The sequence below is a fragment of the Psychromarinibacter sp. S121 genome, assembly GCF_049801035.1.
In the GTDB taxonomy this organism is placed as follows: domain Bacteria; phylum Pseudomonadota; class Alphaproteobacteria; order Rhodobacterales; family Rhodobacteraceae; genus Psychromarinibacter.
On sequence record NZ_JBNAGE010000001.1, the window covers coordinates 1,466,301 to 1,491,057 of the forward strand.

A 24,757-nucleotide genomic window follows, 5' to 3' on the forward strand; every position below is an offset into this window, starting at 1 on the left:
CCCCATGACCACCGACGCACTCGACAGACCCCGCTTCGCCCGTGATCGTTTCAACCCGCTGCCGGGATGGGACGGCAGCGACGGCAGCGCGCGAAAGGCCGGGATCGAGATCGAGTTCGGCGGCCTGACCGAACGCGCGGCGGCGGAACTGGCGCAGAAGGAACTGGGCGGCACGCTGGAGGAACCGGCGCCGCAGTCCTTCGTGGTCAAGGAGTCCGAACTGGGCGATCTGGAGATCTACCTCGACACCGCGCTGCGCAAGAAATTCAAGGGCCAGTGGGCCCGCGCAGGGCTGGATGCCGGGCGGGCGGTCATCCCGGTCGAACTTGTGACCGCGCCGCTGGCACAGGACAAGCTTGGGCGGCTGGACGCGCTGATGCATGCGCTGAAGGCGGAAGGCGCGATCGGCACGCGGGGCGGGGTGCTTCTGGGCTTCGGGCTGCACCTGAACCCGGAACTGGCCGACAAGAGCGGTGCCGACATGCCCGCGACCGGCACCGCCTTCGCGTTTCTCGAGGAATGGTTCCGCCAGACCGACCCGGTCGACATCAGCCGCCGCCTGCTGCCCTTCACCGACCGCTACCGCCCGTCATTGCTGGACGCGCTGGCCGAGCCGGGCGACCTGCCGGGGCTTTCCGGGTTCATGGAGATCTACCTTGACCACGTACACAGCCGGAACCACGGGCTGGACCTTTATCCGGCGATCCGCTGGCTGGACGAGCCTCGTTTCGTGGCGCGGCACGGCGAGGATTCCAGCGTGTCGGCGCGCCCGACCTATCACTACCGCCTGCCGGACTGCCGGCTGGGCGATCCCGATTGGGCCGTGGCCTATGAGTGGAACCGCTGGCAGCTGGTCGAACAGGTGGCGCGGATGCCCGGCCTTCTGGACGCGCTGCGCGAGGATTGGCGCGGGCGGGGCTGGCTGCGGAACCGCGTGCGCGGCGGATGGGCGTCGGCCGTCGACGAGCGGCTGCGCGAGGCCGGACTGATCGAGGCGGGGCTGATCGAGGCGGGGCTGACCGAGGGGGGCGACGCATGAGCCGCCCGATCATCGGCGTCACCACCTCGCAGCGGTCGGGCTGGCGGATCTTCCCGCTGGTGGCGCTGAACATCCACCTTGCGGGCGGGCGCGCGGTGCGCTGGGGCGTGAACCGGGCGCCCGATCTGGACGCAGTGCATGGCATCGTGATCGGCGGCGGCGACGACATCTCGCCGGATGTCTATGGCGGGCAGTTGATGGCCTCGGCCCGGCTGGACCCCGCACGCGACACGCTGGAACGCGCGCTGTGCTGCGCCGCCTTCGAACAGAACATCCCCGTGCTTGGGATCTGCCGGGGCAGCCAGATGCTGAACGTCGCGCTTGGCGGCGATCTGCATCAGGACGCGTTCTCGGTCTATGAGAACTCGCGGCGCTATAAGACGATCCTGCCGCGCCGGCGGGTGCAGGTGGTCGAGGGCACGCGGCTGGAAGGCATCGCGGGCAAGAGCGAGATGAAGGTGAACGCGCTGCACTCGCAGTCCGTGGCGCGGTTGGGCCGGGGGCTGGAAGTCGCGGCGCGGGACGAGGGTGGGATGATCCAGGCGATCGAGCGGGTGCGCGATCCCTTCGCGCTTGGCGTCCAGTGGCACCCCGAGCACCTGTTCTACCGCAAGCGCCAGCGGGCGATCTTCCGGGCGCTGGTCCACGCGGCCGGGGCTTACCGCGAGACGCGGGACCAGTTCGCGGCGGTGGACCGGGGGATGCCCGTCACGGGGTGAACGGCCGTTTGGGGTTGTGGCAGGGACGGCCCTTTGGGCCGTGGCCTCCGGCGGGGATATTTGTGGACCAAAGAAGCGGTCAGCCGCGTTCCAGCCGCTCGATGAGCGCGGGAAGGTCTGCGACGGTGTCGATCATGTAATCGGCGCCCGCCTCGCGCAGGACGCGCGCCGCGCCTTCGCGGAAGGTGTTCAGTTCCGCCTCGGAGCACTCGGCCAGTTCCTCGGGCGTCTTGCCCACGAAGTTGCCGGACAGGGCGAGACCCACGGTGACGCAGCCCGCCGCGCGGCCCTCGGCGATGCCGGGGGCGGTGTCGTCGACCTTGATCACCGCGTCGGCCGGGTAGACGCCGAGATCGACGAAGCACTTGTACATGCCCAGCGGTCCGGGACGGCCTTCGGACAGATCGTCCGAGCAGACGAGGTTGTCGGGGCTGTAGCCCTGCGCCGCGGCGACGGGCAGGACGCGCTCCATGATCGAGCGGGTGTAGCCGGTGGTCGAGCCGATCTTCATGCCGCGCCCGCGCAGGTAGGCCACGGTTTCCAGCGCGCCGGGGACGAGGTCGGCATAGTCGGCGGCGACCTCCTCGTTCATCGGCACGAAGACCTTGTAGACGCGGTCGACGTCGGCGTCGGTCGGTGCTGCGCCGTACTTGGCCTCCCATGCGGCGGCGATCTCGGGCATGTCCATCATCGCGCGGATGTGGTCCCACTTGGCCGAGCCCATGGGCCCGCGCGCCTGATCGATGGTGACCGGGATGCCGAACTGCTCGAACGCCTTTACGAAAACGCCCATCGGTGCGAACGAGCCGAAATCGACCATCGTGCCCGCCCAGTCGAACACCGCTGCCTTGAACTTGCTCATGCCGCCTCTGCCTGTTTGTTGCGTTCTTCCAGTGCCGCCGGGGGCGGCGCGGCGTCGATGACGCCCATTTCTGCCAGCGTCTCCGCCACCGCCTGCACCACCTTGTCCATCACGGCCGCGTCCATCCGGCCGATGTGGCCAAGGCGGAAGCCGTCCACCAGCGTCAGCTTGCCGGGGTAGATGATGAAGCCACGCGCCTTCATGCCGTCGTAGAACGGCTGGAACGAAAAGGCCGGGTCGGCGGGGCAGAAGAAGGTGGTGATGATCGGCGACAGCCAGCGGTCTTCCAGAAGCGTCTCGAAGCCCAGCCCGCGCATGCCCTTGACCAGCGTATCGCGGTTGGCCGTGTAGCGCGCGCCACGCGCCGCGACGCCGCCCTCGGCCTCGTGGATGCGCAGCGCCTCGAGAAAGGCGGCGACGGCGTGTGTGGGCGGGGTATAGCGCCACTGGCCGGTCTTCTCCATCGTTGCCCATTGCGCGTAGAGATCCAGCGCAAGCGAGTGGGCGTTGCCCTTCGCGGCCTCCAGCGCCTCGGTGCGGACCAGCACGAAGCCGAAGCCCGGCACGCCCTCGATGCACTTGTTGGCCGAGGACACAAGCGCCTGGTACCGGATCTCGGTCGGTGGCAGGGCGATGGCGCCGAAGGCGGACATCGAGTCGATCAGCAAGTCGCGGCCCGCCGCTTCGACCGCCTGCGCGATTTCGGGGATCGGGTTCAGGATGCCCGACGAGGTTTCACAGTGGATCGCGACGACATGGGTGATGGCGGGATCGGCGGCGAGGATCGCCGCGATCTCGGATCCGCGGGGCGGCAGGTAATCGCCCTTGTCCAGAACCTCGACCGCGTGGCCCGCGTAACGCAGGCTTTCCGCCGCGCGCTGGCCGTAGGCGCCGTTGGCAAGCACCAGCGCCTTGCCGTCCTTCGGCACCAGCGTGCCCAGCATCGCCTCGACCGAAAACGAGCCAGAGCCCTGCATCGGCACGCAGGTGAAGGCGTCCGAACCGTCGCCCAGCATCGCCACCAGCCGCGCCCGCAGTTCCGCCGTCATGGCGCGGAAATCGCCGTCCCAGCTGCCCCAGTCGCGCAGCATCGCCTGCTTCACCTCGTAAGAGGTCGTCAGCGGCCCGGGGGTGAGAAGGTAGGGCTCTCCAAGGCGGGGGGGCTCGAATGTGGGCATGTCTGGTCTCGGCGTCTTCGGAGTCGCCGTATCTATACAACTAGACAAGACTGCGTGTCGAGAGCATGTGAACGGACGCTTGGCCCCAACGCGAAACGCCCGGGCCGCAGGGGCCCGGGCGCTGTTGCAAACCACCGTCAGGCGGGTGTCAGAACTTGACCGTCGCGGTCAGACCGAAGGTGCGGCCGGGTTCGGTCAGCGGCGTCACGGTGGTGACGTCGATGCCGTCCGAGCTACGAGCCGAATAGGTTTCGTTGAACACGTTGCGCACGTCGAAGCGGATCTCGAGGTTCTCGATCTGCGGCGGCGTGTAGGTCGCGTAAAGGTTCAGCACCTCGTAGCCGGGCAGCGGGATGGCCGCGTCATCGTTGTCCAGCGCGATCTCGGCGGACCCGCCGATGCCCCACTGGTCGTTGATGGCCCAGCCGGCTTCCAGCGCGAAGAGATGCCCGATCGGACGGCCAATGTAGTACGCGGTCGAGCCGATGGTTTCCTCGTCTAGTTCGACGTCGGCGAAGGTGTAGTTGATCGACGCAAAGCCGCTGTCCCAGCCATAGCGGAGCGCCGCTTCGTAGCCCTGCGAGGTCATGTCCGAGGTCTGGCCGCGCGCGCCCGCGGTGGGCAGGACGGCGGCGATATCCTCAATATCGGTCTGGAACAGCGCCGCGCTCCAGGTCCACGGACCGCTGGCATAGCGCAGGCCGACACGGGCCGCTGTCGCGCGCGAGGGCTTCAGGCCGGTGTAGTCCCAGTCGGTGCCGAAGTTGATCAGCGCGGCCTCGCCCAGTTCGTAGCCGCCGAAGCTGGTGGCCCAACCGGCGTTCAGCGTCAGGCGGTCGCTCAGGATGACGTCGACCGCGGCGTTCAGGCTGAAATCGCCGTCTTCGAATTCGCTGCCATCTGCGCCGGTGAAGGTGTTCCAGTCATAGCGGGCGCCGTAGCTGACCGAGAAGATCTCGTTCAGATCCTGCCGGGCCTGCGCGAAAACACCGACGTTGGTCACCTTTTCCTTGCCCGAGCTGCCGAACGGCCCCGGCCCGCGACCCTCGCCCTCGGCGGTGTCGTGGTAAAAGTCGAGACCGGCGGTGACGGTGCCGTTCGCGATGGTGAACTCGTTCTCGAAGGTGCCCGAGAAGCTGGTGTTGATGCCGTATACGCCGCTGACGTCGACTTCCTGCTCGTTGTAGGTCAGCTGGACCGTCGGGGCGAACCAGCCGGTGGGCGCTTCGTTGGTGTAGGTCAGGATGTACGAGCGGCGCTCGGACAGACCGTCGACCAGTACGTTCTCACGGCCCGGCACCAGTGCGAAGTCGGGGCGCAGGAAGTAGATCCCGCCGGGACCGGGCTGCGCCATGCGTTCGCCGCTGTCCTTGGTGTCGGAGGCCGAGAACTCGAAGCGATGGCCGCTGTCGGTGGTGTAGGCCAGTTTCAGCATGTAGTCGTCGAAGTCCGCCTCGGTGCCGCCGATCACGGTGCCGTCGCCGTCTTCGTACGAGTCGCCGTCCTGACGCGTGGCGCTCAGCAGGTACTCGAACCCGCCCAGCTGGCCGAACAGCGCGAGGCTGGCGCGGTAGCCGGGGCCGTTGTCGTAGGCGCCGACCTTGAACAGGCCGCCGAAGGTGTCGCCGGCTTCCAGCAGGTCGCGGGCGTCCACGGTTTCATAGGCGATGGCGCCGGCCAGCGCGCCGGGTCCGGCGTCGGCGGGGGCGAGACCCTTGCTGACCTCGATGGCTTTCAGCAGGAACGGGTCGATCAGGACGTTGCCGGTGTGGTGGAAGGCCGACTTGTTCTGACGCGCGCCGTCGATGGTGACCGACAGAAGGCTTTCCTCGATGCCGTTCACGAAGACCTTCTGCGCGATCGGGGTGCCGCCGCTGACGGTGACCGAGGATTCACCCGCGAACACGTCCTTGATCGTCGCCGGGTTGCGGCCCTCGATTTCTTCGCTGGTGATCTCGTCGTTGCCGAGGTTCGCCTGAGCGTCGGCGGCCTCGATCCGGATGGTGCCGAGGAAGGCGTAGTCTTCTTCGGAGTTCTGCGCCGAGGCGGTGCCAGCGGCGATAAGCGCGGTCGTGGCCAGAAGGCCCGCCAGCGTGGAGCGTGTCATGGATTGTCCCCCAGGAGTTTCCGTATTCTTGCTGGGGGCGGTCTGTGCACGCTGGCCTGGCTGCTGGTGGATTTCCTAGTGAACCTGTCAGGTATTGGGAAGACGCGGAGATTGCACCGCGCGGTGGCTGCGAAAGCATTGTTGCCAAGGTGTCACAATCGCGCGGGTGTGGGTTTCGATTTGTGATATATGGCGGGGGTTTAATGCGGGTTATTAATGCAGCGTAAGAACGTGTTCCGCGCGACAACGTGCAGGGTCGTTACGCGTGGTTCGACCCTAGAAACGCCGCCAGTTTCGGCCTTAGCCACGCCCACAGGCCGGGGGCGCCGCGCGACAGGGGGCGGCCAATGCGGGTGTCGAGCTTCTCAAGCGTCACGTCGTAGCCGCGCCAGCCAAGGCCGTTGCCCGCAAGGTTGGTCACCGGGCTTTGGAAGCGGTCGATGGCCTTGGCGAAGACGGCGTCCGGCGTCTCGGCGGCTTCGAACTCGTCCCAGAGCGCGCGGAAGTCGTCGCGCTGGTCGTCGGGCAGCAGGCCGAACAGGCGGTCGGCGGCGGCTTTCTCGGCCTTCTCCTGCGCCGCGTGGTCGACATTGCCGTGGATCGGGTGATCGCCCGCGTCGATCTCGACGATGTCATGCAGCAGCAGCATCCGGATCACGCGGTCGATGCGCACCTCGGGCCCGGCCTGATCGGCCAGCACTAGCGCATACAGCATCACGTGCCACGAGTGCTCTGCCGAATTCTCGCGGCGCGAGCCGTCGATCAGCGGCGTGGCGCGGAGGATGGACTTGAGCTTGTCGGTTTCCTTGAGGAATGCGACCTGCGCGTCGAGGCGGGGGGAGGTGTCCGAGGCGGTCATGCGGGCATCTACGCGGGGTGCGGCGCAAAAGAAAAGACCCGCCGGGAAGGGCGGGCCTTTCTGCATGCGAAACGCAGAATGCGCCTAGCGTGTGCTTTCGGTCAGACGTCGGCGGACGTAGCTGTCGACGTGGCCGATCATCTGCTCCATGTGCGGATCCTCGAAGAAGTGGCCAGCGCCTTCGACTTCTTCGTGGGTGATCGTGATGCCCTTCTGCTCGTGCAGCTTGTCGACCAGCGCATGCGTGTCGCGCGGCGGCGCCACGCGGTCGGCGGTGCCGTTGATGATCAGGCCCGAGGACGGGCAGGGGGCGAGGAACGAGAAGTCGTACATGTTCGCGGGCGGAGACACCGAGATGAAGCCGGTGATCTCGGGGCGCCGCATCAGAAGCTGCATGCCGATCCACGCGCCGAACGAGAACCCGGCGACCCAGCAATGCTTGGCATTCTGGTTCATCGACTGCAGGTAATCGAGCGCCGACGCGGCATCCGACAGTTCGCCGATGCCCTGATCGTATTCGCCCTGGCTGCGTCCGACGCCGCGGAAATTGAACCGCAGCACGGTGAAGCCCATGTTGTGAAAGGCGTAGTGCAGGTTGTAGACGACGCGGTTGTTCATCGTCCCGCCGAATTGCGGGTGCGGGTGAAGGATGATGGCAATCGGAGAGTCCTTGGTCTTCTGGGGATGATACCGCCCCTCAAGACGGCCCTCCGGGCCGGGAAAGATAACCTCGGGCATTTGCCTCCTTCTGCTCCTTGCATTATGCCGCGGCTAATCTTGACGAAATTAGTCGGGCATCTTAGAACGCTTCTAAAACCTGTTGCGACAGCAGGCCGCTTTGGGTCAGAATGCAGTTAATGATCGCGTCGCGTGAGGTCAATGGAATAAGGGGGCTGTGAAGGCCATGAAACTGTCTACGAAGGGTCGTTACGCCATGGTCGCGCTTGCCGATCTTGCGCTGCAGCCTCCCGAATCGCTGTCCTCGCTGGGTGAATTGTCGAAGCGCCAGAGCATCTCGCTGCCCTATCTGGAACAACTCTTCGTCAAGCTGCGCCGCGCCGGGCTGGTGGAGTCGGTGCGCGGCCCGGGCGGCGGCTATCGTCTGGCAAAGCCCGCGAGTGATATCCGCGTGTCCGAGGTTCTGGGCGCCGTGGACGAGACCGTCAGCGCGATGCACACCGGCGCGGGCGCGTCGGGCGGCCTGTCGGGCAGCCGCGCGCAGTCGCTGACCAACCGGCTGTGGGAAGGGCTGTCAGCGCATGTCTACGTGTTCCTGCACCAGACCCGCCTGTCGGACGTGATCGCCAATGATCTGGCGCCCTGTCCGGCTGTCCCGACCCTGTTTGCCGTCGTGGACGAGGACTGACGGGCCGGACTGCCTGCTGCAACTTACTGAACTGGAAACGGAAAACGCCGTGAAGCCACGCGCTTATCTCGATTGGAATGCCACGACCCCGCTGCGCCCGGAAGCGCGCGAGGCGATGGTGGCCGCCATGGAGATCGCGGGCAATCCGTCTTCCGTCCATGCCGAGGGCCGCAAGGCGAAGGCGCTGATCGAGAACGCGCGCAACCGCATCGCGGCCGCCTTCGGGGCGGATGGTGCCGATATCGTGTTCACCTCCGGCTCGACCGAGGGCGCGGCGCTGGCGCTGGAGGGTCGCGGGCTGCATGGCGCCGAGGTCGAGCATGACGCCGTGGCCAGCTGGGTCACGACCGATCTGCCGGTGGCCTCCGATGGTGCGGTGACCGTGTCCGACCCGGCTGCGTCAACGCTGCAGCTTGCGAATTCCGAGACCGGCGTTATTCAGACGCTGCCCGAAGGTCTTGCCGTATGCGATGCGACGCAGGCCTGGGGCAAGCTTCCGGTCGCGTTCAACTGGATGGGCTGCACGATGGCGCTGGCCTCGGCGCACAAGCTGGGCGGCCCCAAGGGCATCGGCGCGCTGATCCTGAAGCGGGGCACCGACCTTGCCGCGCGGATCAAGGGCGGCGGGCAAGAGATGGGGCGCCGCTCGGGCACCGAGAACGTCATCGGGATCGCCGGTTTCGCCGCCGCCGCAGAGGCCGCGATGCGCGATCTTGACGCTGGGGCATGGGACCGGGTCGAGAAATTTAGAAATATTCTAGAAAGTGGCATTGTGGCCGCCGCGCCAGAGGTTATCTTAGCCGGAAAAGATTCATCCCGGTTGCCGAATACCGCGTGTTTCGCGGTGCCGGGCTGGAAGGGCGAGACGCAGGTCATGCAGATGGACCTTGCGGGATTTGCCATCTCGGCAGGCTCGGCCTGCTCCAGCGGCAAGGTCCGTGCCAGCCGGGTGCTGCGGGCCATGGGATACGACGACGAGGTGGCGTCCTCGGCGATCCGGGTTTCGCTCGGGCCGGACACCACCGAAGAGGAAATCGGGCGTTTCATCGACGCCTGGACCGCGCAGTACCGGAAGTTCCGGCAGCGCGCGGCCTGACAGAAGGAAAGGCCAGGACATGGCAGAGAGCATGGAAGCACAGGTCAAGGAAGGCGTCGACCAGGAGACGGTGGATGCCGTCCGGTCGATGGCCGGCAAGTACAAGTACGGCTGGGAAACCGAGATCGAGATGGACTATGCCCCCAAGGGGCTGAACGAGGACATCGTGCGCCTGATCTCGGCCAAGAACGGCGAACCGGAGTGGATGACCGACTGGCGCGTTCAGGCCTTCGCCCGCTGGCAAGAGATGACCGAACCGACCTGGGCGATGATCGACTATCCGGTCATCGACTATCAGGACCAGTATTACTACGCCAAGCCCAAGAGCATGATGGAGAAGCCGAAGTCGCTGGACGAGGTGGACCCCAAGCTGCTGGAAACCTACGAGAAACTCGGCATCCCGCTGAAGGAGCAGATGATCCTCGCCGGTGTCGAGGGCGCCGAGGACGCGCCCGCCGAGGGCCGCAAGGTCGCGGTGGACGCGGTGTTCGACAGCGTCTCGGTCGGCACCACGTTCCAGGCGGAACTGAAGAAGGCTGGCGTCATATTCTGTTCGATCTCGGAAGCGATCCGCGAGCATCCGGAACTGGTGAAGAAATACCTCGGTTCGGTGGTTCCGGCCTCGGACAACTTCTTCGCCACGCTCAACAGCGCCGTCTTCTCGGATGGGTCCTTTGTCTATGTGCCGCCGGGCGTCCGCTGTCCGATGGAGCTGTCGACCTATTTCCGGATCAACGCCGAGAACACCGGCCAGTTCGAGCGCACGCTGATCATCGCGGACAAGGGCAGCTATGTGTCCTACCTCGAAGGCTGCACCGCGCCGCAGCGCGACACCACGCAGCTTCACGCGGCGGTGGTCGAGATCGTCGTCGAGGAAGACGCCGAGGTGAAGTATTCCACCGTGCAGAACTGGTTCCCCGGCGACGAGAACGGCAAGGGCGGCATCTACAATTTCGTGACCAAGCGTGCGGACTGCCGTGGCGACCGCGCCAAGGTGATGTGGACGCAGGTGGAAACCGGCTCTGCCGTCACGTGGAAGTACCCGTCGTGCATCCTGCGCGGCAATGAATCGCAGGGCGAGTTCTACTCGATCGCGATCACCAACAACTACCAGCAGGCCGACACCGGCACCAAGATGATCCACCTCGGGAAAGACACCCGGTCGCGGATCGTGTCGAAGGGCATCAGCGCCGGCAAGGCGCAGAACACCTATCGCGGCCAGGTCTCGGTCCACCCGAAGGCGAAGAACGCGCGCAACTACACCCAGTGCGACAGCCTTCTGATCGGCAGCGAATGCGGCGCCCACACGGTGCCGTATATCGAGGTCCGCAACAATTCGAGCCGGGTGGAACACGAGGCGACGACGTCCAAGGTGGACGACGACCAGCTGTTCTATTGCCGCCAGCGCGGCATGGACGAGGAAGAGGCCGTGGCGCTGGTCGTCAACGGGTTCTGCAAGGACGTGCTTCAGGCGCTGCCGATGGAATTCGCGATGGAAGCGCAGCAGCTGGTGGCGATCTCGCTGGAAGGCTCTGTCGGCTGATGAGCGCGCCGTCCGCCAGCGCGCGTCCGACGCTGACGCTGCCCGAGGCCGAGGCTGCCTGCCTGCGCGATCACTATCGCGCGGCGGGCATGATCCTCGAATACGGCAGTGGAGGCTCGACGGTTCTGGCGGGCGAGCTGGGAAAGACGGTGATCTCTGTCGAAAGCGATCTCGACTGGGTCGCGTCGATGGAGGCTTGGTTCGCCGACAACCCGGTGAAGGGCGATGTGCGACTACACCCCGTCAACGTCGGGAAGACCGGGAAGTGGGGCACGCCTGTCGATGAAAGCGGCTGGCGCAGCTATCACAAGTACCCGGTAAGCGTCTGGGATCGTGACGATTTCAGGCAGCCGGACCTTGTACTGATCGACGGCCGCTTTCGGGCGGCCTGCCTTCTGACCGTGATGATGCGGACGCTGAAGGCGGTGACGGTGCTGTTCGACGACTATGCCGAACGCGCCCGCTATCACGCCGTCGAACGCTGGATCAGACCCGTCGCGATGCACGGCCGGATGGCGGTGTTCGAGGCGGCACCGTGGACCATACCGCCGCGCGATCTGGCGGCGGTGCTGACGATATTCAACAGGCCGCTTTAGGCGGCTTCAGGGAACCGGGTGACAGGCGGAACGCTGCCGTCACCCACAGGAACAGGGCCGGATGGCCCACGCGATACGAGGAAGAAAAATGCTGGAAATCAAAAACCTGCACGTCAAACTTGAAGAAGAGGACAAGCAGATCCTGAAAGGCGTCGATCTGAAGATCGGCGCGGGCGAGGTTCATGCGATCATGGGCCCGAACGGGTCCGGCAAATCGACCCTGTCCTATGTCCTTTCGGGCCGTGACGGCTATGAAGTGACAGAAGGCAGCGCTTCGCTTCTGGGCGAGGAACTGCTGGACATGGAGCCCGAGGAACGCGCCGCCGCCGGCCTGTTCCTTGCGTTCCAGTACCCGGTCGAGATCCCCGGCGTCGGCAACATGACCTTCCTGCGCACTGCCCTGAACGCCCAGCGCAAGGCGCGCGGCGAAGAGGAAATGAGCGCCGCCGACTTCCTCAAGATGATCCGCGAGAAGGCGAAGACGCTGAAGATCGACAGCGACATGCTGAAGCGCCCCGTGAACATGGGCTTCTCGGGCGGCGAGAAAAAGCGCAACGAGATCCTGCAGATGGCCGTTCTGGAACCGAAGATGTGCGTGCTGGACGAAACGGACTCGGGCCTTGACGTCGACGCGATGAAGCTGGTGTCGGACGGCGTGAACGCGCTGCGCGACGCGGGCCGTTCTTTCCTTGTCATCACCCACTACCAGCGTCTGCTGAACCACATCGTTCCGGACGTGGTGCACATCATGGCCGATGGCCGGATCATCAAGACCGGCGGCAAGGAACTGGCCCTCGAGGTCGAGGAAAACGGCTATGCCGACATCCTGAACGAGGTGGCGTAATGGCTCTGCCGCAAGTCAAACAGGACGCGACCGACGCGCGGCTGGCCGCGCTGACGATGCCCGAAGGCTCGGGCTGGGCGACCGCCGCGCGCGAGGATGCGCTGGCGCGGGTGCAGGCCATGGGCCTTCCGGGCCGTCGCGACGAGTACTGGAAGTTCACCCGCCCGGACCTGCTGACCTCGGTCGAGCCGAAACCGGCGGCGATCTTCGCGAATGACGAAACGCCGCTGTTCAGCGAGATCGACCGGGTGCGGCTGGTGTTCGTCGACGGCGTGTTCGACCCCTCGCAGTCCGACGATCCGGCGCTGGCCGGGGTCGAGATCGACCGTCTGGCCGACGCGACCCAGACCGACATTCACTGGGCGCGTGACGTCTATGGCGTACTGGAAGCCCGTGGCCAGAAACCGGTCGAACGTCCGCTTGCCGCGCTGAACACCGCCTTCGCGACCGATGGCGTCATGATCCGCGCAACCGGCAAGGCCAAGCTGCCCGTGTCGCTGGTCTACCTGCATCAAAGCGAAACCTCGGACGCGATCCTGCACCATTGCATCAAGGTCGAGCCCGGCGCGGAACTGACGGTGCTGGAAAACGGCCCCGCAGCAGCCCGCTTCAACAAGGTGATGGAAGTCGAGGTCGCCGACGGCGCCGCGTTCCACCACGTGCGCGCGCAGGGCCGCGACCACGAACGGCAGGCGGTGACCCACATCTTCGCCCGCCTGGGGACGGAAAGCACGTTCAAGTCGTTTACCATGACCTCGAACGGGATCATGACCCGGAACGAGTGCATCGTCGAACTGACCGGCGACGACGCCATCGCCCACGTGGCGGGCGCCTGCCTTGGCGACGGTGACTTCCACCACGACGACACCGTGTTCATCACCCACGACGCGCAGAACTGCGAGTCGCGGCAGGTGTTCAAGAAAGTGCTGCGCAACGGCGCGACCGGCGTGTTCCAAGGCAAGATCCTGGTACAGCCCGACGCCCAGAAGACCGACGGCTACCAGATCAGCCAGTCGCTGCTGCTGGACGACGACAGCAACTTCTACGCCAAGCCGGAACTCGAGATCTATGCCGACGACGTGCAGTGCTCGCACGGCTCGACCTCGGGTGCCATCGACGAGACGGCGCTGTTCTACCTGCGCTCGCGCGGGATCCCCGAGCCGAAGGCGCAGGATCTGATGGTGCTGGCCTTCCTCGCCGAGGCGATCGAAGAGATCGACAACAAGGCCATCGCCGAGGACGTGCTTGTGCGCCTGTCGGCCTGGCTGGAGCGGCGGCGCAAGGGCTGATGGCTCTGACGACCGACATCGTCGCGATGTACCGCCGCCCCCGGGCGGTGGTGCGTCGCCATCTGGCGGCGGGGCAGCGCGAGGACCGCGCGCTGTTCTACCTGATGCTCGCCTGTGCGCTGATCTTCGTGTCGCAGTGGCCGCGCCTGTCGCGGGAAGCCTATCTTGACCCCGAGGTGCCGCTTCAGGCGCTGCTTGGCGGTGCTCTGATGGCATGGATGTTCCTTGCCCCGCTGGCGCTTTACGCGCTCGCCGCGCTGACCCATCTGATCGCGATGATCGTGGGCGGGCAGGGGTCTTGGTACTCGGCCCGGCTGGCGCTGTTCTGGTCGCTGCTGGCGGCGGTGCCGCTGTGGCTGTTGACCGGGCTGGTCGCGGGTTTCATCGGACCCGGCCCGGCGCTCAGCCTGACGGGCGGGCTTGCGCTTGCGGTGTTTCTGCTGTTCTGGGGGGTGAGCCTTTGGGAAACGGAACGGACAGCCGAAGCCGCATGATGCCTGACGTGAAAACCCTGCTGGGCAACGTGTGGTCCAGCATCGCGAAACCGCGCGACGTGGCGCGCTGGGTGATGTCCTACGACCTGCCGGTGCGCTTGCGCTGGGAAGTGTTGCTGCTGGTCGTGGTGCTGAGCGTCATCGCGGCGCATGTCAGCATCGCCTATATCGCACGGGCCGACGCCTTCGTGATGGGCGAGCTGGTGCTGAACCCGTGGACCACCGGCGTCCTGCAACTGACGGTCCTTGTGACCGCCGTCTTCGCCGTTCACCTGATTGGTCGCGCGATGGGCGGGCAGGGCGCGCTGGCCGATGCGATCCTGCTGATCGCGTGGCTGCAGTTCTGCCTTCTGTGCCTTCAGGTCGTTCAGACGCTGTTTCTGATCGTGATGCCGCCCATCGCCGGGCTGATCGGAATCGCGGGCTTCGTCCTGTTCTTCTGGCTGCTGTCCAATTTCGTGGCCGAGCTGCATGGCTTCCGCTCGCTTGGCCTTGTGTTCGCGATGATCATCGTCTCGCTTCTGTCGATCATCTTCGCACTGTCCCTGATCCTGACCCTGCTCGGGGTCGCCGTACCCGGAGCCTCTTTCGATGTATGATGTCCAGACTGTCCGCGCCGACTTTCCGATCCTCTCGCGCGAGGTGAACGGCAAGCCGCTGGTGTATCTCGACAACGGCGCTTCGGCGCAGAAGCCGCAGGTCGTGATCGACGCGATCACGCAGGCCTACAGCCAGGAATACGCCAACGTTCACCGTGGCCTGCACTATCTGTCGAACCTCGCCACCGAGAAATACGAGGCGGTGCGCGGCACCATCGCGAAATTCCTGAACGCGGCCTCGGAAGACGAGATCGTGATGAACTCGGGCACCACCGAGGGGATCAACATGATCGCCTATTCGTGGCTGGGCCCGAAGATCAAGGAAGCGGGCGGCGGCGAGATCGTGCTGTCGGTGATGGAGCACCACGCCAACATCGTGCCCTGGCATTTCCTGCGCGAGCGTCACGGCGCCACGCTGAAATGGGTGGACACCGACGCCACCGGCGCGCTGGACCCGCAGAAGGTGATCGACGCCATTGGCCCCGACACGAAGCTGGTCGCGATCACGCAGGTATCCAACGTGCTGGGCACCGTGGTCGACGTGAAAGCCATCGTCGAGGCGGCACATGCCAAGGGTGTTCCGGTGCTGGTCGACGGCAGCCAGGCCGCCGTTCACATGCCGGTGGATGTTCAGGACATCGGCTGCGATTTCTACGCGATCACCGGCCACAAGCTGTACGGTCCCTCGGGGTCCGGCGCGATCTACGTCAGGAAAGAGCGGCTGGCCGAGATGCGCCCCTTCATGGGCGGCGGCGACATGATCCGCGAGGTGTCGAAGGACGTCATCACTTACGCCGACCCGCCGCTGAAGTTCGAGGCCGGGACGCCGGGCATCGTGCAGATGATCGGTCTGGGCGTTGCGCTGGAATACATGATGGGGCTGGGCATGCAGAACATCGCCGCCCACGAGGCAAGCCTGCGCGACTACGCCGCGCAAAAGCTGGCCGGCCTGAACTGGCTGAACCTGCAGGGCACGACGGCGGACAAGGCGGCGATCTTTTCCTTCACGCTGGAAGGCGCAGCGCATGCGCATGACATCTCGACCGTGCTCGACAAGAAGGGCGTCGCGGTGCGCGCGGGGCATCACTGTGCCGGTCCGCTGATGGATCACCTTGGCGTCACCGCGACCTGCCGCGCCTCGATGGGGCTGTACAACACCACCGACGAGATCGACGTGCTGGTGGACGCGCTGGAGCTGTGCCACGAGCTGTTCGCCTGAGGCGGCGGAGAGCACGATCTTCTGAAAGATCGTGTTCGGCAATTTCTTCTAGAAGAAATTGAACAGGCAGAACTTTCTAGAAAGTTCTGCCACTCCAGTCAGGCTTACGCGGGTTTCTTCGCCGTCGCCAGCATCGTCATCTCGGGGATCATCGGGCCCACCGAGACATCCGCGAACCCGGCCTGTTCCAGCGCCGCCGCAAGGCTACCCGCGTCCAGCGAGGCCGCGTGCGGCGTGAACGCCGTATGCTGCAACTGCCAGAGCGCGGTCAGCGCCGGTCCGCTGCGGTCGGCCTCGACGATGAAATCATGCACCAGCAGCGTCGCGCCGGGCTTCATGACCTTCATCGCCGCCTCGAACATCGGGGCGTGCATCTCGGCCGGGACGCCCGACAGCAAGTAAGACATCAGCACCACGTCCTGATCTCCCGGCCAGTCGAACCCGGTGGCGTCCGCCTCGACATAGTCGATCCGGTCGGTCAGCCCGGCCTCGGCCAGTTTCTCGCGACCCACGGCGACCACGTTCGGGAAGTCCACGATGGTCGAGGTCAGATCGGGGAACGCCTTGCAGAAGGTGATCGAGAAGGCGCCGGTACCGCCGCCCACGTCCAGCATCCGCTTCGCGCCGGACAGGTCCAGCCGCTTGGTCAGCGCCCGCGCCGGACCCAACGAGCCCGCATGCTGGCTGTCGGAATAGACCCGCGCCTCTTCCGGGTCCGAGAACCACTCGGCATAGGATCCCGTCGCGCCCTCGGGCAGCTCATCCTTCAGGGCCGGCACAAGCTGATCCATCAGCGCGTACATCTGCTTGCCGACCTGCAGTTCAAGGTAATCGCTGAAATCGTACTTCTGGCCCTTGACCAGAAAGGCGGCTGCGGCGGGGGAATTCTCGTAGATGCCGTCCTTCACTCCGACCAGGCCCAGCCCCGCAAGCGAGGTCAGCAGGGTGCGGGTGCGTTCAGGGTGGATGCCGGATTTGTCGCCCAGCTCCTCGGCGGTCATCGGACCGCCCGCGAGATGGTCGAAAAAGCCGAACTCGATCGCCGCGAAAAGCGCCTTCGACCCCATGAATCCGAAAGCAATATCAGAGATTTCATGGGCTTCGGTGGCCAAGGTCATACTTGTCTCCTGTGTTGTGACGTGGCGACGTTAACAACCCGGGTCCCGAGATGACAGGTTTCGGGGGCCAATACCCATTGCACCGGTTCCAACTGCCCGATATAGGGGCAGCCAAGGCACCCGTAGCTCAGCTGGATAGAGCGCTGCCCTCCGAAGGCAGAGGCCATAGGTTCGAATCCTATCGGGTGCGCCAATTGCCATTCCGTCGAAGTCTGACAGACCTCGGGCCAATCGGCTCAGGCGCTGCGCTTTTGCGCGATCTCCGCAAGAACGTCCTCGGTGTGTTCGCCCAGCTTCGGGGCCGGCGCGTTCAGGCCGGGACCGTCATGGGCGAAGCGGAAGCCTGCGTTCATCACGCGGTCCGTGCCGCCGGGCAGGTCAAGGAACAGGTCGCGGTCGCGGATCTGGTCGAAGGCCAGCGCCTCGTCCAGCGCGCGGACCTTGCCTGCGGGGACACCGGCGGCGGACAGGATCTCTTCCCACTCCAGGGCGGATTTCTCGGCAAAGCGGGCGCGCAGGATCTCTTGCAGCGCCGGGTCATTGGCCAGCCGCGCGTCGCGGTCGGCAAAGCGGGGATCGTCAATGAGACCGGCAAGATCCATCGCGCGAAACAGGCGTTCGACCTGCACCTGCTGGACTGCGCCGATGGTGATCTCTCCGTCGCCGGTGGCGAAAGTGTCGGCGGTGGGCGCGCCGGAAAAGCCCCGGTTGCCCGCCCGGACCGGTTTCTGACCCGACATCAGCAGCGGCCCGACGACCGAGCTCATCATGACCAGCGTGGCATCCAGCATCGACACGTCGATGACCTGTCCCCGCCGCTCGGGGTCGGCCTGCCGCTGGGTGTAGGCGGCAAGGATCGCGAAGGCGGTCAGCAGGGCGCTGTAGGTGTCGACGATGGGAAAGCCGATGCGTTCGGCGGGGTCGCCCTCGTGTCCCGACAGGCTCATCAGGCCCGATACGCTTTGGATCACCTGGTCGATGGCGGGGAAGTCCCGCATCGGTCCGGTCTGACCGAAGCCGGAGACCGAGCAGTAGATCAGCGAGGGGAATGCGGCGGTCAGGTCATCCGCGCCAAGGCCCAGCCGTGCGGCGACGCCGGGGCGGAAATTCTCGACGAAGATATCGCAGGTTCCGGTCAGCGCGCGCGCCTGCGCGCGGCCCTCGGCGGTTTTCAGGTCCAGCACCACCGACCTTTTGCCCGCGTTCGCGCCCACGAAGGGTTCGGCCATTCCGGCGCGGCCCGGGGTGTGGGTGTAGAACCGCATCGCGTCACCTTGCGCCGGTTCGACCTTGATCACCTCGGCGCCCAGCAGCCGCAGGAACTGCGTGGCCAGCGGCCCGGCGATGACGTGGCTGAAATCCGCGATGCGGACACCGGCAAGCGGTTGCGCCATGGTTTCTCCTCCCTCCGGCTCGAGAGCCTTATAGTTTCAAATGGAAACCATAATGAGAGAGCTTGTCAACCCATGCCGCAGCGGGGCGGGGCTGTTCGGGCCGTGTCAGCCGGGGGCTTCGGACCGATTGTCGTCGATCACACGCCACAGCAATTCGAACAGCATGCCGCGTTCGGCGGCGCTGAGGGCCGAAAGCACCTGTTCCTGCTGCGCCAGCATGTCGGGGGTCATCGCCGCACGCAAAGCCTCGCCGCGTTCGGTCAGGTGCAGGGCGTTGAACCGCTTGTCGTCCGCTTCCTTCCGGCGCTCGATGATGCCGGTCTGTTCCAGATGGTTGACCACCTTGGTCAGCGCGGACTTCTTCAGCACGACGGTTTCGGCCAGTTGTTTCTGGCTGATTCCGGGATTCAGGCCAATCAGGCTGACGATGGCGATCTCGCCGCTGGCGACGTCGTGCCGTTCGAACAGGCTGGCGTTTTCCCGCGCCAGATGCGCGCGCAGCGCCCGCATGACGAAGAAGATGTCCTTCGCGAGATGGCCGAGAGAAACCTCGTCCTCTGGCGCCTCTGGTGCGGCCGCTTCCGTCATCTGGGTCCTTCCCGCGTTTTCCAGATCGGTAGCGGGGTGGTCCCTGGCTGTCAAACAAAGGGTGTTGACTCAGGGATGATAATAGTTTCCAGATTGAACCAATGGATGAGCTGGGAGGACTCGCCGTGACCCCCGTGACAGAGCTGGAACGCGCTTTCGCAGAGCGGCTGGACGGACTCGAGGCAGGCGGCGCGCCCGTGGTCGGGCTGTTCGGCGCCGGTCTGCCCGCGACGCTGGTCCGCTCGGCCGGGGCGATGGTGGTGGATGTGAAGGCGCCGCCGCTGGCGGACGCAACGGACGGTCCGCGCGTGACGGCGGTCGACAGCGTGGCCGAGCCCTTCCTTGACGATTTCACCGCGCGTTTCCTGCATCGCCTTGCCGCGGGGGCGTTCGACGCGCTTTCGCTGGTCGTCTTCGCGCGCGGCGACGTGGCGGCGCTTGCGGCCTATCAATACGCGACAGAGATGCGGCGATTGGGGATGATCGAATCGACGGGGCCACGGTTCCACCTGTGGAACATGGTGCATTCCGACAGCGCCGCTGCGGCGGCGTACAACCGGACCGAACTGGCGCGGCTGGATGCGGTGCTGGATGCGCTTGTATCGACCGACCGCGATTTCGCTGCCGCGCAGGCGTCCGAAGCGCGGCGCGCAGCCGCGTTGGCGCGGGTGCCAGCGGGGCCCGACGGTTTTGTCTGGCGCAACGCCGGGCGCTGGCTGGCACCAGAGGCACACGCGGACCTGCTAAACCAGCTTCCCGAGACCGCGCCCCCCGCATCCCTGCACATTGCGCTGGTCGGGACGGCCTGCGATATCCCGGTGTTGCACCGGATCTGCGCCGGCCATGGCAATGTCGTCGCCGATCTTCAGCCCTACGGCCACGGATGGGAGCGCGCCGGCAAGGACGCTCCGGACGCCGCCGCGCTGCTGGCGGACATCGCGGCCGATCCGCTGCACGTGCGCGCCAATCCTCCGGCCCGCTACAGCCGGGCGCTGCGCGAGGCGGTGGCGGGCTGCGACGTGATCGTCGCCTCGGTCGACCGCAACGACGACAGCTTCGGCTGGGACATCCCGATGCTTGCCGCCCATGCGGCAAAGACGGGGCGGGTGTTCGTGAACCTCGGCTTCCGCCCGTTCCGCCCCGGTGCGGACTGGATCGCGGCGGCAGAGACCACCTTGGCGGAGGCGCTGGCATGACGGCGGCAGCGGCGGCGACCGACTATCAGAAGGGCTGGCTGAAGGGGCTGCGCCAGCAGATCCTCGACGGTGCGTCCTTTGCCTTCGTGAACGCCGACACGCCGCACGAGTTGTTTCATTTCATGGACATGCCGATGGTCACCAACCAATGGTGGTCGGCGGTGATCTCGGCCAAACAGCAGGCGCCCTACTATTTCGACCGCATGGAAGAGATGGGCTTTCACGCGCATTTGCCGCGTTATTCCAGCCTGCCGCTGGTGGCCGCGCTGGAAGGCGACCCCGATCGCCAGCCGTGGGGCGGACTGCCTGCACCGGCGCTTTTGTGCGCGCGGCAAAGCTCGGACGAGCATGGGCGGATATTCCAGTTGTGGTCCGAACTCAGCGGCGCGCCGCTGCATCTGCTGTCGGCGCCCGCGGTGCCGGACCCGGATCCCGACTGGTGGCTGAAGGCCCGCGATGGGTGGGAGGCGTTCTACGGCGCGGACCGGCTGGACCTGCTGGTGGCCGAGATGCGCGACCTGATCGCAGAGATCGAAAGCCGAACGGGCGGCAGCTTCGACGAAGACGGCTTTGCCGGCTACATGGCGCGGATCGATGCGCAAGAGCGTATCTTCGACGAGGTCGCAACGCTGATTGCCGAAGCGCCGAAGGTGCCGATGCGCATCTCCGAGCAGATGCCGAACGTGATGATCCCCCAGTGGCACCGCGGCTCGGACTGGGCGCTGGACCACGCGGCGCGGTTCCGTGACGAGGTGGCGGAGCGGGTCGCAGAGGGGCATGCCGAGTGTCCGAACGAGCGCATCCGGATGATGTGGATCGGGGCGGGGCTGTGGTTCGATACATCGTTTTACCGCGCGTTCGAGGACAGCCACGGCGCGGTCTTCGCATGGTCGATGTACCTGCCGTTCGCCGCTGACGGCTATATCCGCACCGATCACGGCGACCCTTTGCGGGCGCTTGCGGCGCGGGTGTGCTCGATGAACGAACAACTGCACCAACCGCCTTGGGTGAACGCATGGATGGTCGAGCAGGCTCGGAAATTCCGCATCGACGTGGCGCTGATGCTGATCCCCGAACATGACCGGTTCTCGGGCTATGGCTCGCTGTTCGCCAAACGTGCGCTGGAGGCGGCGGGCGTCCGGGTGATCGAGGTGTGGTCCGATATGGTCGACCCGCGCCAATGGGACCGCGAGGCGATGGTCGCGCGGGTGGCTGCGGAACTGGACGACTACGCAAGGGAGGTCGCGTGATGGGCGCGCTGGACGGTCTGAAGATCGCCGATTTCAGCTGGGTGGGCGCGGGGCCGCGTTCGACCAAGGATCTGGCGGACAATGGCGCGACCGTGGTGAAGATCGAATCCGCCCGCCGTCTGGACCTTGGCCGCAAGTCGCCGCCTTTCGCCAGGGGCGAAAGCCGCAACCCCGACGCCTCGGCCTTTTTCGCGCAGACCAACACCTCGAAGCAAAGCGTGACCATCAACCTGTCCGACCCGAGGGGCGTCGACGTGGCGCGCAAGCTGGTCGGATGGGCGGACGTGGTGGTCGAGAATTTCGGGCCGGGCTTCATGGAGCGGATCGGGCTGAGCTATCCCGAGTTGCAGGCGATCAAGCCGGATATCATCCTTGCCAGCGTGTCGGTCGCCGGAAAGACCGGACCGCTTGGCGGGTTCCGGGGCTATGGCAACTCGGCCGCGGCCTATTCGGGCAGCGCCGACGTGACAGGTTGGCCGGGAAGCGACCCGCACATGCCGCCCTATGCCTATGGCGACGTGGTGGCGCCGATGATGCTGACCGTCGCGATCCTGTCGGCGCTGGAACAGCGTGACCGGACGGGGCAGGGGTGCCACGTTGATGTCAGCCAGATCGAGGCGATGGTGCATGTCGCGTCCGACCTCTTCGCCGACCCGCCCGCCAAGAAGCCCGCGAATTCCGATCCGCTGATGGCGCCGCATGGGGTCTATCGCTGCGCGGGCGACGATCAGTGGATTGCCATCGCCTGCGAGGATGACGGCCAGTGGCAGGCGTTGTGCGCGGTGCTGGATGTTGCACCGCAGCATGGCTGGGAAACGGCTGAAGGTCGCCGCGCCGAAGGTGCAGCAATCGATGCGGCGATCTCGGAAGTGACTGAGGTGGCGGATAAAACGGAATTGGAGGCGGCGCTGGTCGCTGCCGGTGTCGCTGCGGGCGGCGTTCTGGACGGTCGTGAGCTGTCGCAGCATCCGGCGCTGAATGCTGCGCAGCATTTCGTGACCGTCGACCACCCGGTGCTTGGCCCCTCGAAGATGCCCGCGCCGCCCTATCACCTGTCGCTGACCCCGTGGGCCGTCGGGCCCGCGCCGTGTCTGGGCGCCGACAACGATGCGGTGTTCGGGCGCCTCATAGGTCAGGACGACGTGCGCCGTCTGGCGGAAGAAGAGGTGCTGGCATGACCATGCTTCAGGGCAACAATGTTGTTGTTATCGCCGACAAACTCGCGGATTTCGGCGGCTCGATTCTGGCGCGGCTCGGGGCGGATGTGGTGCTGTTCCGTTCGGCGGACGACATGACGCGTGGGCGTGCCGCCGCGTGGCATCAGGGGATGCGCGAAAGCACCGACGATCTTCCGACGCTGCTGGGCTGGGCCGACATTCTTCTCGACGACCGCCGCAGCGCGCCCGAGAACCCCGAGCGAGACGCTCTCGCTGCGCAGCATGACCGGCTGATCCATGTCGTCGTGACCGGCTGGCCCGAAGGGCAGCCGCAGCGTCCGGTGACCGATCTGACGCTGATGGCGGCCTCGGGGCTGATGGCGGTCACGGGCGAACCTCACAAGCCGCCTTTGCGACTGCCGGGCGAGCAGGCCTACGCGCTGACCGGTATTCAGGCGGCGACGGCGGCGCTGATGGGGCTTCGGGCGCGGCGGACCACCGGCAAGGGCCAGCGGATCACGCTGTCCGCGCTGCAATCGGCGGCGCTGGCGAACTACCGCGAGGCGGTGATGTACGACTGGACCGGGCGCATCGGTACGCGCCGTGGCAACATGCTGGTGCGCGGCAAGTCTGGCGTTCGGCAGGTCTGGCCCTGCGCCGACGGGCACGTGACGTGGTCGATGATCGACAATCCCGGCATGATGCGCGCCGTGGTCCGCGCGATGGAGGCCGACGGCGGCGCGGGCGAACTGGCGCAGGTCGACTGGGACGCGATCCTTGTGGCCGACACCGATCAGGACGTGATCGAACGCTGGCAGGGCCTGATCGCCGCGTTCTTCGCCCGTCACACCCGCGCCGACCTTGGTCGTATGTCGCTAGAGGCCGGCTGGGGCCTGTCGCCCATCACCAAGCTGGCCGAGGTGCCCGACAGCCCGCAGATGCAGGCGCGCGGCATGTTCCACAAGGACGCCGAGGGCCGCCGCTTGCCGGGGCCGCTGTTCGCGGTTCATCAGCCCGGCGCGGTGGCGTCATGACCGTTCTGGCCGGTATCCGCGTTCTGGACTTCTCGCGGCTTCTGCCGGGGCCGTATTGCACGTGGCTCTTGGCCGATCAGGGCGCCGAGGTGATCCGCGTCGAGCATCCGCGTGAGCTGGCGAAGCAGGCGAAGGTGTTCGGCTGGGACCGGTTGGACGACGAGGGCCGCAAACGCCAGCGCGCGCGGGATATGCTGGCGCGGGGCAAGAAGTCGGTGAAGCTGGACCTTGGCGACCCCGCGGCGCAATCCGCGCTGCGCAGGCTGGCCGCGACGGTGGACGTGGTCGTCGAGGATTACCGCCCCGGCGTTCTGGCCTCGCTGGGGCTGGGCTACGACGATCTTAGGAAGGAAAACCCGGCGCTTGTGTTCACCAGCCTGACGCTGTGCGGCCAGACCGGTCCCTACCGCGACAAGCCCGGCCATGACCCGGTGGCGCTGGCCCTGTCCGGCGTGCTCAGCCGCACCGGCGAGGATCCGGACGCACCCGGTCTGCCCGGCGTGCCCTCGGCGGACATCATCACCGGCAGCCATGCGGCGTTCGCGACGCTTGCCGCGCTGACCGAGGCGAAGCGCACGGGGCAGGGGCGGCATGTCGACGTGTCGATGACCGACTGCGCGATGACGCTGGTGTCCAACATCATCGCGCGGTTCGAGAACCCCGAAGACGCCCCCGCGCGTGGCACCCGGCGGGCGGATCTGGGCCTGTGGGAATGCGCCGACGGGGCGTGGCTGTGCACCACCGACATGGAGCCGCGCTATTGGGCGACGTTCTGCAAGACGATGGGACACCCCGAGTTCATTCCGTGGCAACTGGACCCCGCCCGCCGGGCCGAGATCCGCGACGGGCTTCAGGCCGTGTTTGCCACCAAGCCTCGTGATTACTGGCTGGCGGTTCTGGGACAGGCCGGCACCCAGTTCGCGCCGGTCAACTCGGTGACCGAGGCGCTGGACGACCCGCATCTGAACGCACGTGGCATGGTGGTGACGGTCGAGGCCCCCGGCGGCCCGCCGCTGCGCCAGCTTGGCGCGCCGGTCCGGCTGGGCGAGGCCGCGCCTGCGACCGCCGCCGTCATGCCCGGCACGCATACGGCCGAAGTGCTGCAAGCCATCGGCCTGACGGAACAGGAGATTTCGGCGCTGTCCCCGGAGGAGACCACGCCGCAACAAGAGCGGGCGTGAAGCCTGCAACCATTGGTGCTTGAACCCTA

At 66.2% G+C, this 24,757-nt stretch carries 24 protein-coding genes and 1 tRNA gene; 17 read left to right on the plus strand and 8 right to left on the minus strand.

The genetic code is table 11. The annotated features are described in order from the left end of the window. Nucleotides 1-4 precede the first annotated feature (4 nt). Together ACP156_RS07110 and ACP156_RS07115 are read left to right on the plus strand one after the other, a co-directional pair. Nucleotides 5-1,039 carry an amidoligase family protein gene (locus ACP156_RS07110; RefSeq protein WP_425050569.1) on the plus strand — a complete coding sequence of 345 codons (1,035 nt, stop codon included), beginning with the start codon at nucleotides 5-7 and terminating at the stop codon, nucleotides 1,037-1,039. Then, entirely contained in the window at nucleotides 1,036-1,758 is a 723-nt protein-coding gene (locus ACP156_RS07115; RefSeq protein WP_425050570.1) for a gamma-glutamyl-gamma-aminobutyrate hydrolase family protein, read from the plus strand. The genes ACP156_RS07110 and ACP156_RS07115 overlap by 4 nt, the downstream gene beginning before the upstream one ends. Before the next feature lie 79 nt (nucleotides 1,759-1,837). Here the strand turns inward: ACP156_RS07115 and phnX are convergent, their stop codons facing one another. From phnX to ACP156_RS07140, 5 genes are all read right to left on the minus strand, one after another. Next, the gene (phnX, locus tag ACP156_RS07120) at nucleotides 1,838-2,620 is read right to left on the minus strand and encodes a phosphonoacetaldehyde hydrolase (RefSeq protein WP_425050571.1); all 783 of its coding nucleotides are present in this window, start codon (nucleotides 2,618-2,620) and stop codon (nucleotides 1,838-1,840) included. Beyond that, nucleotides 2,617-3,798 (minus strand): 2-aminoethylphosphonate--pyruvate transaminase, encoded by a 1,182-nt coding sequence (locus ACP156_RS07125; protein WP_425050572.1) that lies wholly within the window; start codon nucleotides 3,796-3,798, stop codon nucleotides 2,617-2,619. The genes phnX and ACP156_RS07125 overlap by 4 nt, the downstream gene beginning before the upstream one ends. Before the next feature lie 148 nt (nucleotides 3,799-3,946). After that, the gene (locus tag ACP156_RS07130; protein ID WP_425050573.1) at nucleotides 3,947-5,905 is read right to left on the minus strand and encodes a TonB-dependent receptor domain-containing protein; all 1,959 of its coding nucleotides are present in this window, start codon (nucleotides 5,903-5,905) and stop codon (nucleotides 3,947-3,949) included. A 259-nt stretch (nucleotides 5,906-6,164) separates the two neighbouring features. Next, nucleotides 6,165-6,764, minus strand: coding sequence for an HD domain-containing protein (locus tag ACP156_RS07135; protein WP_425050574.1), 600 nt, complete (start codon nucleotides 6,762-6,764; stop codon nucleotides 6,165-6,167). An 84-nt stretch (nucleotides 6,765-6,848) separates the two neighbouring features. Then, complete coding sequence (locus tag ACP156_RS07140) at nucleotides 6,849-7,502, minus strand: alpha/beta hydrolase (protein ID WP_425050575.1); 654 nt, start codon at nucleotides 7,500-7,502, stop codon at nucleotides 6,849-6,851. A gap of 166 nt (nucleotides 7,503-7,668) precedes the next feature. Here ACP156_RS07140 and ACP156_RS07145 point away from each other — a divergent pair, with 166 nt between their 5' ends. The 9 genes from ACP156_RS07145 to ACP156_RS07185 all read left to right on the plus strand — a co-directional run bounded on the left by ACP156_RS07145 (nucleotide 7,669) and on the right by ACP156_RS07185 (nucleotide 15,810). After that, a complete protein-coding gene (locus ACP156_RS07145; RefSeq protein WP_425050576.1) occupies nucleotides 7,669-8,130 on the plus strand; it encodes an Rrf2 family transcriptional regulator in 462 nt (153 codons plus the stop codon). Nucleotides 8,131-8,179: 49 nt separating this feature from the next. Further along, nucleotides 8,180-9,226, plus strand: coding sequence for a cysteine desulfurase family protein (locus ACP156_RS07150; RefSeq protein WP_425050577.1), 1,047 nt, complete (start codon nucleotides 8,180-8,182; stop codon nucleotides 9,224-9,226). A gap of 19 nt (nucleotides 9,227-9,245) precedes the next feature. Beyond that, nucleotides 9,246-10,769, plus strand: coding sequence for a Fe-S cluster assembly protein SufB (gene sufB / locus ACP156_RS07155; RefSeq protein ID WP_425050578.1), 1,524 nt, complete (start codon nucleotides 9,246-9,248; stop codon nucleotides 10,767-10,769). Then, nucleotides 10,769-11,365: a hypothetical protein gene (locus tag ACP156_RS07160; protein ID WP_425050579.1), complete on the plus strand. Its 597-nt coding sequence runs from the start codon at nucleotides 10,769-10,771 to the stop codon at nucleotides 11,363-11,365. The genes sufB and ACP156_RS07160 overlap by 1 nt, the downstream gene beginning before the upstream one ends. Nucleotides 11,366-11,453: 88 nt before the next feature. Beyond that, nucleotides 11,454-12,209: a Fe-S cluster assembly ATPase SufC gene (sufC, locus tag ACP156_RS07165; protein WP_425050580.1), complete on the plus strand. Its 756-nt coding sequence runs from the start codon at nucleotides 11,454-11,456 to the stop codon at nucleotides 12,207-12,209. Then, entirely contained in the window at nucleotides 12,209-13,498 is a 1,290-nt protein-coding gene (gene sufD, locus ACP156_RS07170; protein ID WP_425050581.1) for a Fe-S cluster assembly protein SufD, read from the plus strand. The genes sufC and sufD overlap by 1 nt, the downstream gene beginning before the upstream one ends. Next, on the plus strand, nucleotides 13,498-13,992 hold the full coding sequence (locus ACP156_RS07175; RefSeq protein ID WP_425050582.1) for a YIP1 family protein: 495 nt from the start codon (nucleotides 13,498-13,500) through the stop codon (nucleotides 13,990-13,992). The genes sufD and ACP156_RS07175 overlap by 1 nt, the downstream gene beginning before the upstream one ends. Next, entirely contained in the window at nucleotides 13,992-14,591 is a 600-nt protein-coding gene (locus tag ACP156_RS07180) for a YIP1 family protein (protein WP_425050583.1), read from the plus strand. Before ACP156_RS07175 ends, ACP156_RS07180 begins: the two co-directional genes overlap by 1 nt. Further along, a complete protein-coding gene (locus ACP156_RS07185) occupies nucleotides 14,584-15,810 on the plus strand; it encodes a cysteine desulfurase (RefSeq protein ID WP_425050584.1) in 1,227 nt (408 codons plus the stop codon). Before ACP156_RS07180 ends, ACP156_RS07185 begins: the two co-directional genes overlap by 8 nt. A gap of 104 nt (nucleotides 15,811-15,914) precedes the next feature. Here ACP156_RS07185 and ACP156_RS07190 read toward each other — a convergent pair whose 3' ends face one another. Further along, the gene (locus ACP156_RS07190; protein WP_425050585.1) at nucleotides 15,915-16,928 is read right to left on the minus strand and encodes a methyltransferase; all 1,014 of its coding nucleotides are present in this window, start codon (nucleotides 16,926-16,928) and stop codon (nucleotides 15,915-15,917) included. 116 nt (nucleotides 16,929-17,044) lie between these two features. On the opposite strand from ACP156_RS07190, the gene ACP156_RS07195 reads away from it, so the two are divergent. Beyond that, nucleotides 17,045-17,121: transfer RNA gene (locus tag ACP156_RS07195), tRNA-Arg, on the plus strand. A gap of 43 nt (nucleotides 17,122-17,164) precedes the next feature. On the opposite strand, the gene ACP156_RS07200 is transcribed toward ACP156_RS07195, so the two are convergent. Then, entirely contained in the window at nucleotides 17,165-18,322 is a 1,158-nt protein-coding gene (locus ACP156_RS07200) for a CaiB/BaiF CoA transferase family protein (RefSeq protein ID WP_425050586.1), read from the minus strand. Nucleotides 18,323-18,427: 105 nt separating this feature from the next. Next, nucleotides 18,428-18,910, minus strand: coding sequence for a MarR family winged helix-turn-helix transcriptional regulator (locus ACP156_RS07205; protein WP_425050587.1), 483 nt, complete (start codon nucleotides 18,908-18,910; stop codon nucleotides 18,428-18,430). A 101-nt stretch (nucleotides 18,911-19,011) separates the two neighbouring features. Between ACP156_RS07205 and ACP156_RS07210 the strand changes: the two genes are divergently transcribed. Genes ACP156_RS07210 through ACP156_RS07230 form a run of 5 tightly spaced genes read left to right on the plus strand, consistent with a single transcriptional unit; the run spans nucleotide 19,012 to nucleotide 24,728 of the window. Next, complete coding sequence (locus ACP156_RS07210; RefSeq protein WP_425050588.1) at nucleotides 19,012-20,106, plus strand: hypothetical protein; 1,095 nt, start codon at nucleotides 19,012-19,014, stop codon at nucleotides 20,104-20,106. Continuing rightward, nucleotides 20,103-21,356: a 2-hydroxyacyl-CoA dehydratase gene (locus ACP156_RS07215; protein ID WP_425050589.1), complete on the plus strand. Its 1,254-nt coding sequence runs from the start codon at nucleotides 20,103-20,105 to the stop codon at nucleotides 21,354-21,356. The genes ACP156_RS07210 and ACP156_RS07215 overlap by 4 nt, the downstream gene beginning before the upstream one ends. After that, nucleotides 21,356-22,534: a CaiB/BaiF CoA transferase family protein gene (locus tag ACP156_RS07220; protein ID WP_425050590.1), complete on the plus strand. Its 1,179-nt coding sequence runs from the start codon at nucleotides 21,356-21,358 to the stop codon at nucleotides 22,532-22,534. The genes ACP156_RS07215 and ACP156_RS07220 overlap by 1 nt, the downstream gene beginning before the upstream one ends. Beyond that, nucleotides 22,531-23,547 carry a CoA transferase gene (locus tag ACP156_RS07225; protein ID WP_425050591.1) on the plus strand — a complete coding sequence of 339 codons (1,017 nt, stop codon included), beginning with the start codon at nucleotides 22,531-22,533 and terminating at the stop codon, nucleotides 23,545-23,547. Before ACP156_RS07220 ends, ACP156_RS07225 begins: the two co-directional genes overlap by 4 nt. Next, a complete protein-coding gene (locus ACP156_RS07230) occupies nucleotides 23,544-24,728 on the plus strand; it encodes a CaiB/BaiF CoA transferase family protein (protein WP_425050592.1) in 1,185 nt (394 codons plus the stop codon). Before ACP156_RS07225 ends, ACP156_RS07230 begins: the two co-directional genes overlap by 4 nt. The last annotated feature ends 29 nt before the right edge of the window (nucleotides 24,729-24,757 follow it).

Excerpts from the sequence above, each read along its gene's own strand:
- ACP156_RS07125 (WP_425050572.1), bottom strand. The coding sequence starts at position 3,798 with ATGCCCACATTCGAGCCCCCCCGCCTTGGAGAGCCCTACCTTCTCACC.
- ACP156_RS07220 (WP_425050590.1), top strand. The coding sequence starts at position 21,356 with ATGGGCGCGCTGGACGGTCTGAAGATCGCCGATTTCAGCTGGGTGGGC.
- ACP156_RS07130 (WP_425050573.1), bottom strand. The coding sequence starts at position 5,905 with ATGACACGCTCCACGCTGGCGGGCCTTCTGGCCACGACCGCGCTTATC.
- sufC (WP_425050580.1), top strand. The coding sequence starts at position 11,454 with ATGCTGGAAATCAAAAACCTGCACGTCAAACTTGAAGAAGAGGACAAG.
- ACP156_RS07135 (WP_425050574.1), bottom strand. The coding sequence starts at position 6,764 with ATGACCGCCTCGGACACCTCCCCCCGCCTCGACGCGCAGGTCGCATTC.
- ACP156_RS07110 (WP_425050569.1), top strand. The coding sequence starts at position 5 with ATGACCACCGACGCACTCGACAGACCCCGCTTCGCCCGTGATCGTTTC.
- phnX (WP_425050571.1), bottom strand. The coding sequence starts at position 2,620 with ATGAGCAAGTTCAAGGCAGCGGTGTTCGACTGGGCGGGCACGATGGTC.
- sufB (WP_425050578.1), top strand. The coding sequence starts at position 9,246 with ATGGCAGAGAGCATGGAAGCACAGGTCAAGGAAGGCGTCGACCAGGAG.
- ACP156_RS07175 (WP_425050582.1), top strand. The coding sequence starts at position 13,498 with ATGGCTCTGACGACCGACATCGTCGCGATGTACCGCCGCCCCCGGGCG.
- ACP156_RS07215 (WP_425050589.1), top strand. The coding sequence starts at position 20,103 with ATGACGGCGGCAGCGGCGGCGACCGACTATCAGAAGGGCTGGCTGAAG.
- ACP156_RS07225 (WP_425050591.1), top strand. The coding sequence starts at position 22,531 with ATGACCATGCTTCAGGGCAACAATGTTGTTGTTATCGCCGACAAACTC.
- ACP156_RS07210 (WP_425050588.1), top strand. The coding sequence starts at position 19,012 with ATGGATGAGCTGGGAGGACTCGCCGTGACCCCCGTGACAGAGCTGGAA.
- ACP156_RS07180 (WP_425050583.1), top strand. The coding sequence starts at position 13,992 with ATGCCTGACGTGAAAACCCTGCTGGGCAACGTGTGGTCCAGCATCGCG.
- ACP156_RS07160 (WP_425050579.1), top strand. The coding sequence starts at position 10,769 with ATGAGCGCGCCGTCCGCCAGCGCGCGTCCGACGCTGACGCTGCCCGAG.
- ACP156_RS07200 (WP_425050586.1), bottom strand. The coding sequence starts at position 18,322 with ATGGCGCAACCGCTTGCCGGTGTCCGCATCGCGGATTTCAGCCACGTC.
- ACP156_RS07145 (WP_425050576.1), top strand. The coding sequence starts at position 7,669 with ATGAAACTGTCTACGAAGGGTCGTTACGCCATGGTCGCGCTTGCCGAT.
- ACP156_RS07230 (WP_425050592.1), top strand. The coding sequence starts at position 23,544 with ATGACCGTTCTGGCCGGTATCCGCGTTCTGGACTTCTCGCGGCTTCTG.
- ACP156_RS07185 (WP_425050584.1), top strand. The coding sequence starts at position 14,584 with ATGTATGATGTCCAGACTGTCCGCGCCGACTTTCCGATCCTCTCGCGC.
- ACP156_RS07190 (WP_425050585.1), bottom strand. The coding sequence starts at position 16,928 with ATGACCTTGGCCACCGAAGCCCATGAAATCTCTGATATTGCTTTCGGA.
- ACP156_RS07140 (WP_425050575.1), bottom strand. The coding sequence starts at position 7,502 with ATGCCCGAGGTTATCTTTCCCGGCCCGGAGGGCCGTCTTGAGGGGCGG.
- ACP156_RS07205 (WP_425050587.1), bottom strand. The coding sequence starts at position 18,910 with ATGACGGAAGCGGCCGCACCAGAGGCGCCAGAGGACGAGGTTTCTCTC.
- sufD (WP_425050581.1), top strand. The coding sequence starts at position 12,209 with ATGGCTCTGCCGCAAGTCAAACAGGACGCGACCGACGCGCGGCTGGCC.
- ACP156_RS07115 (WP_425050570.1), top strand. The coding sequence starts at position 1,036 with ATGAGCCGCCCGATCATCGGCGTCACCACCTCGCAGCGGTCGGGCTGG.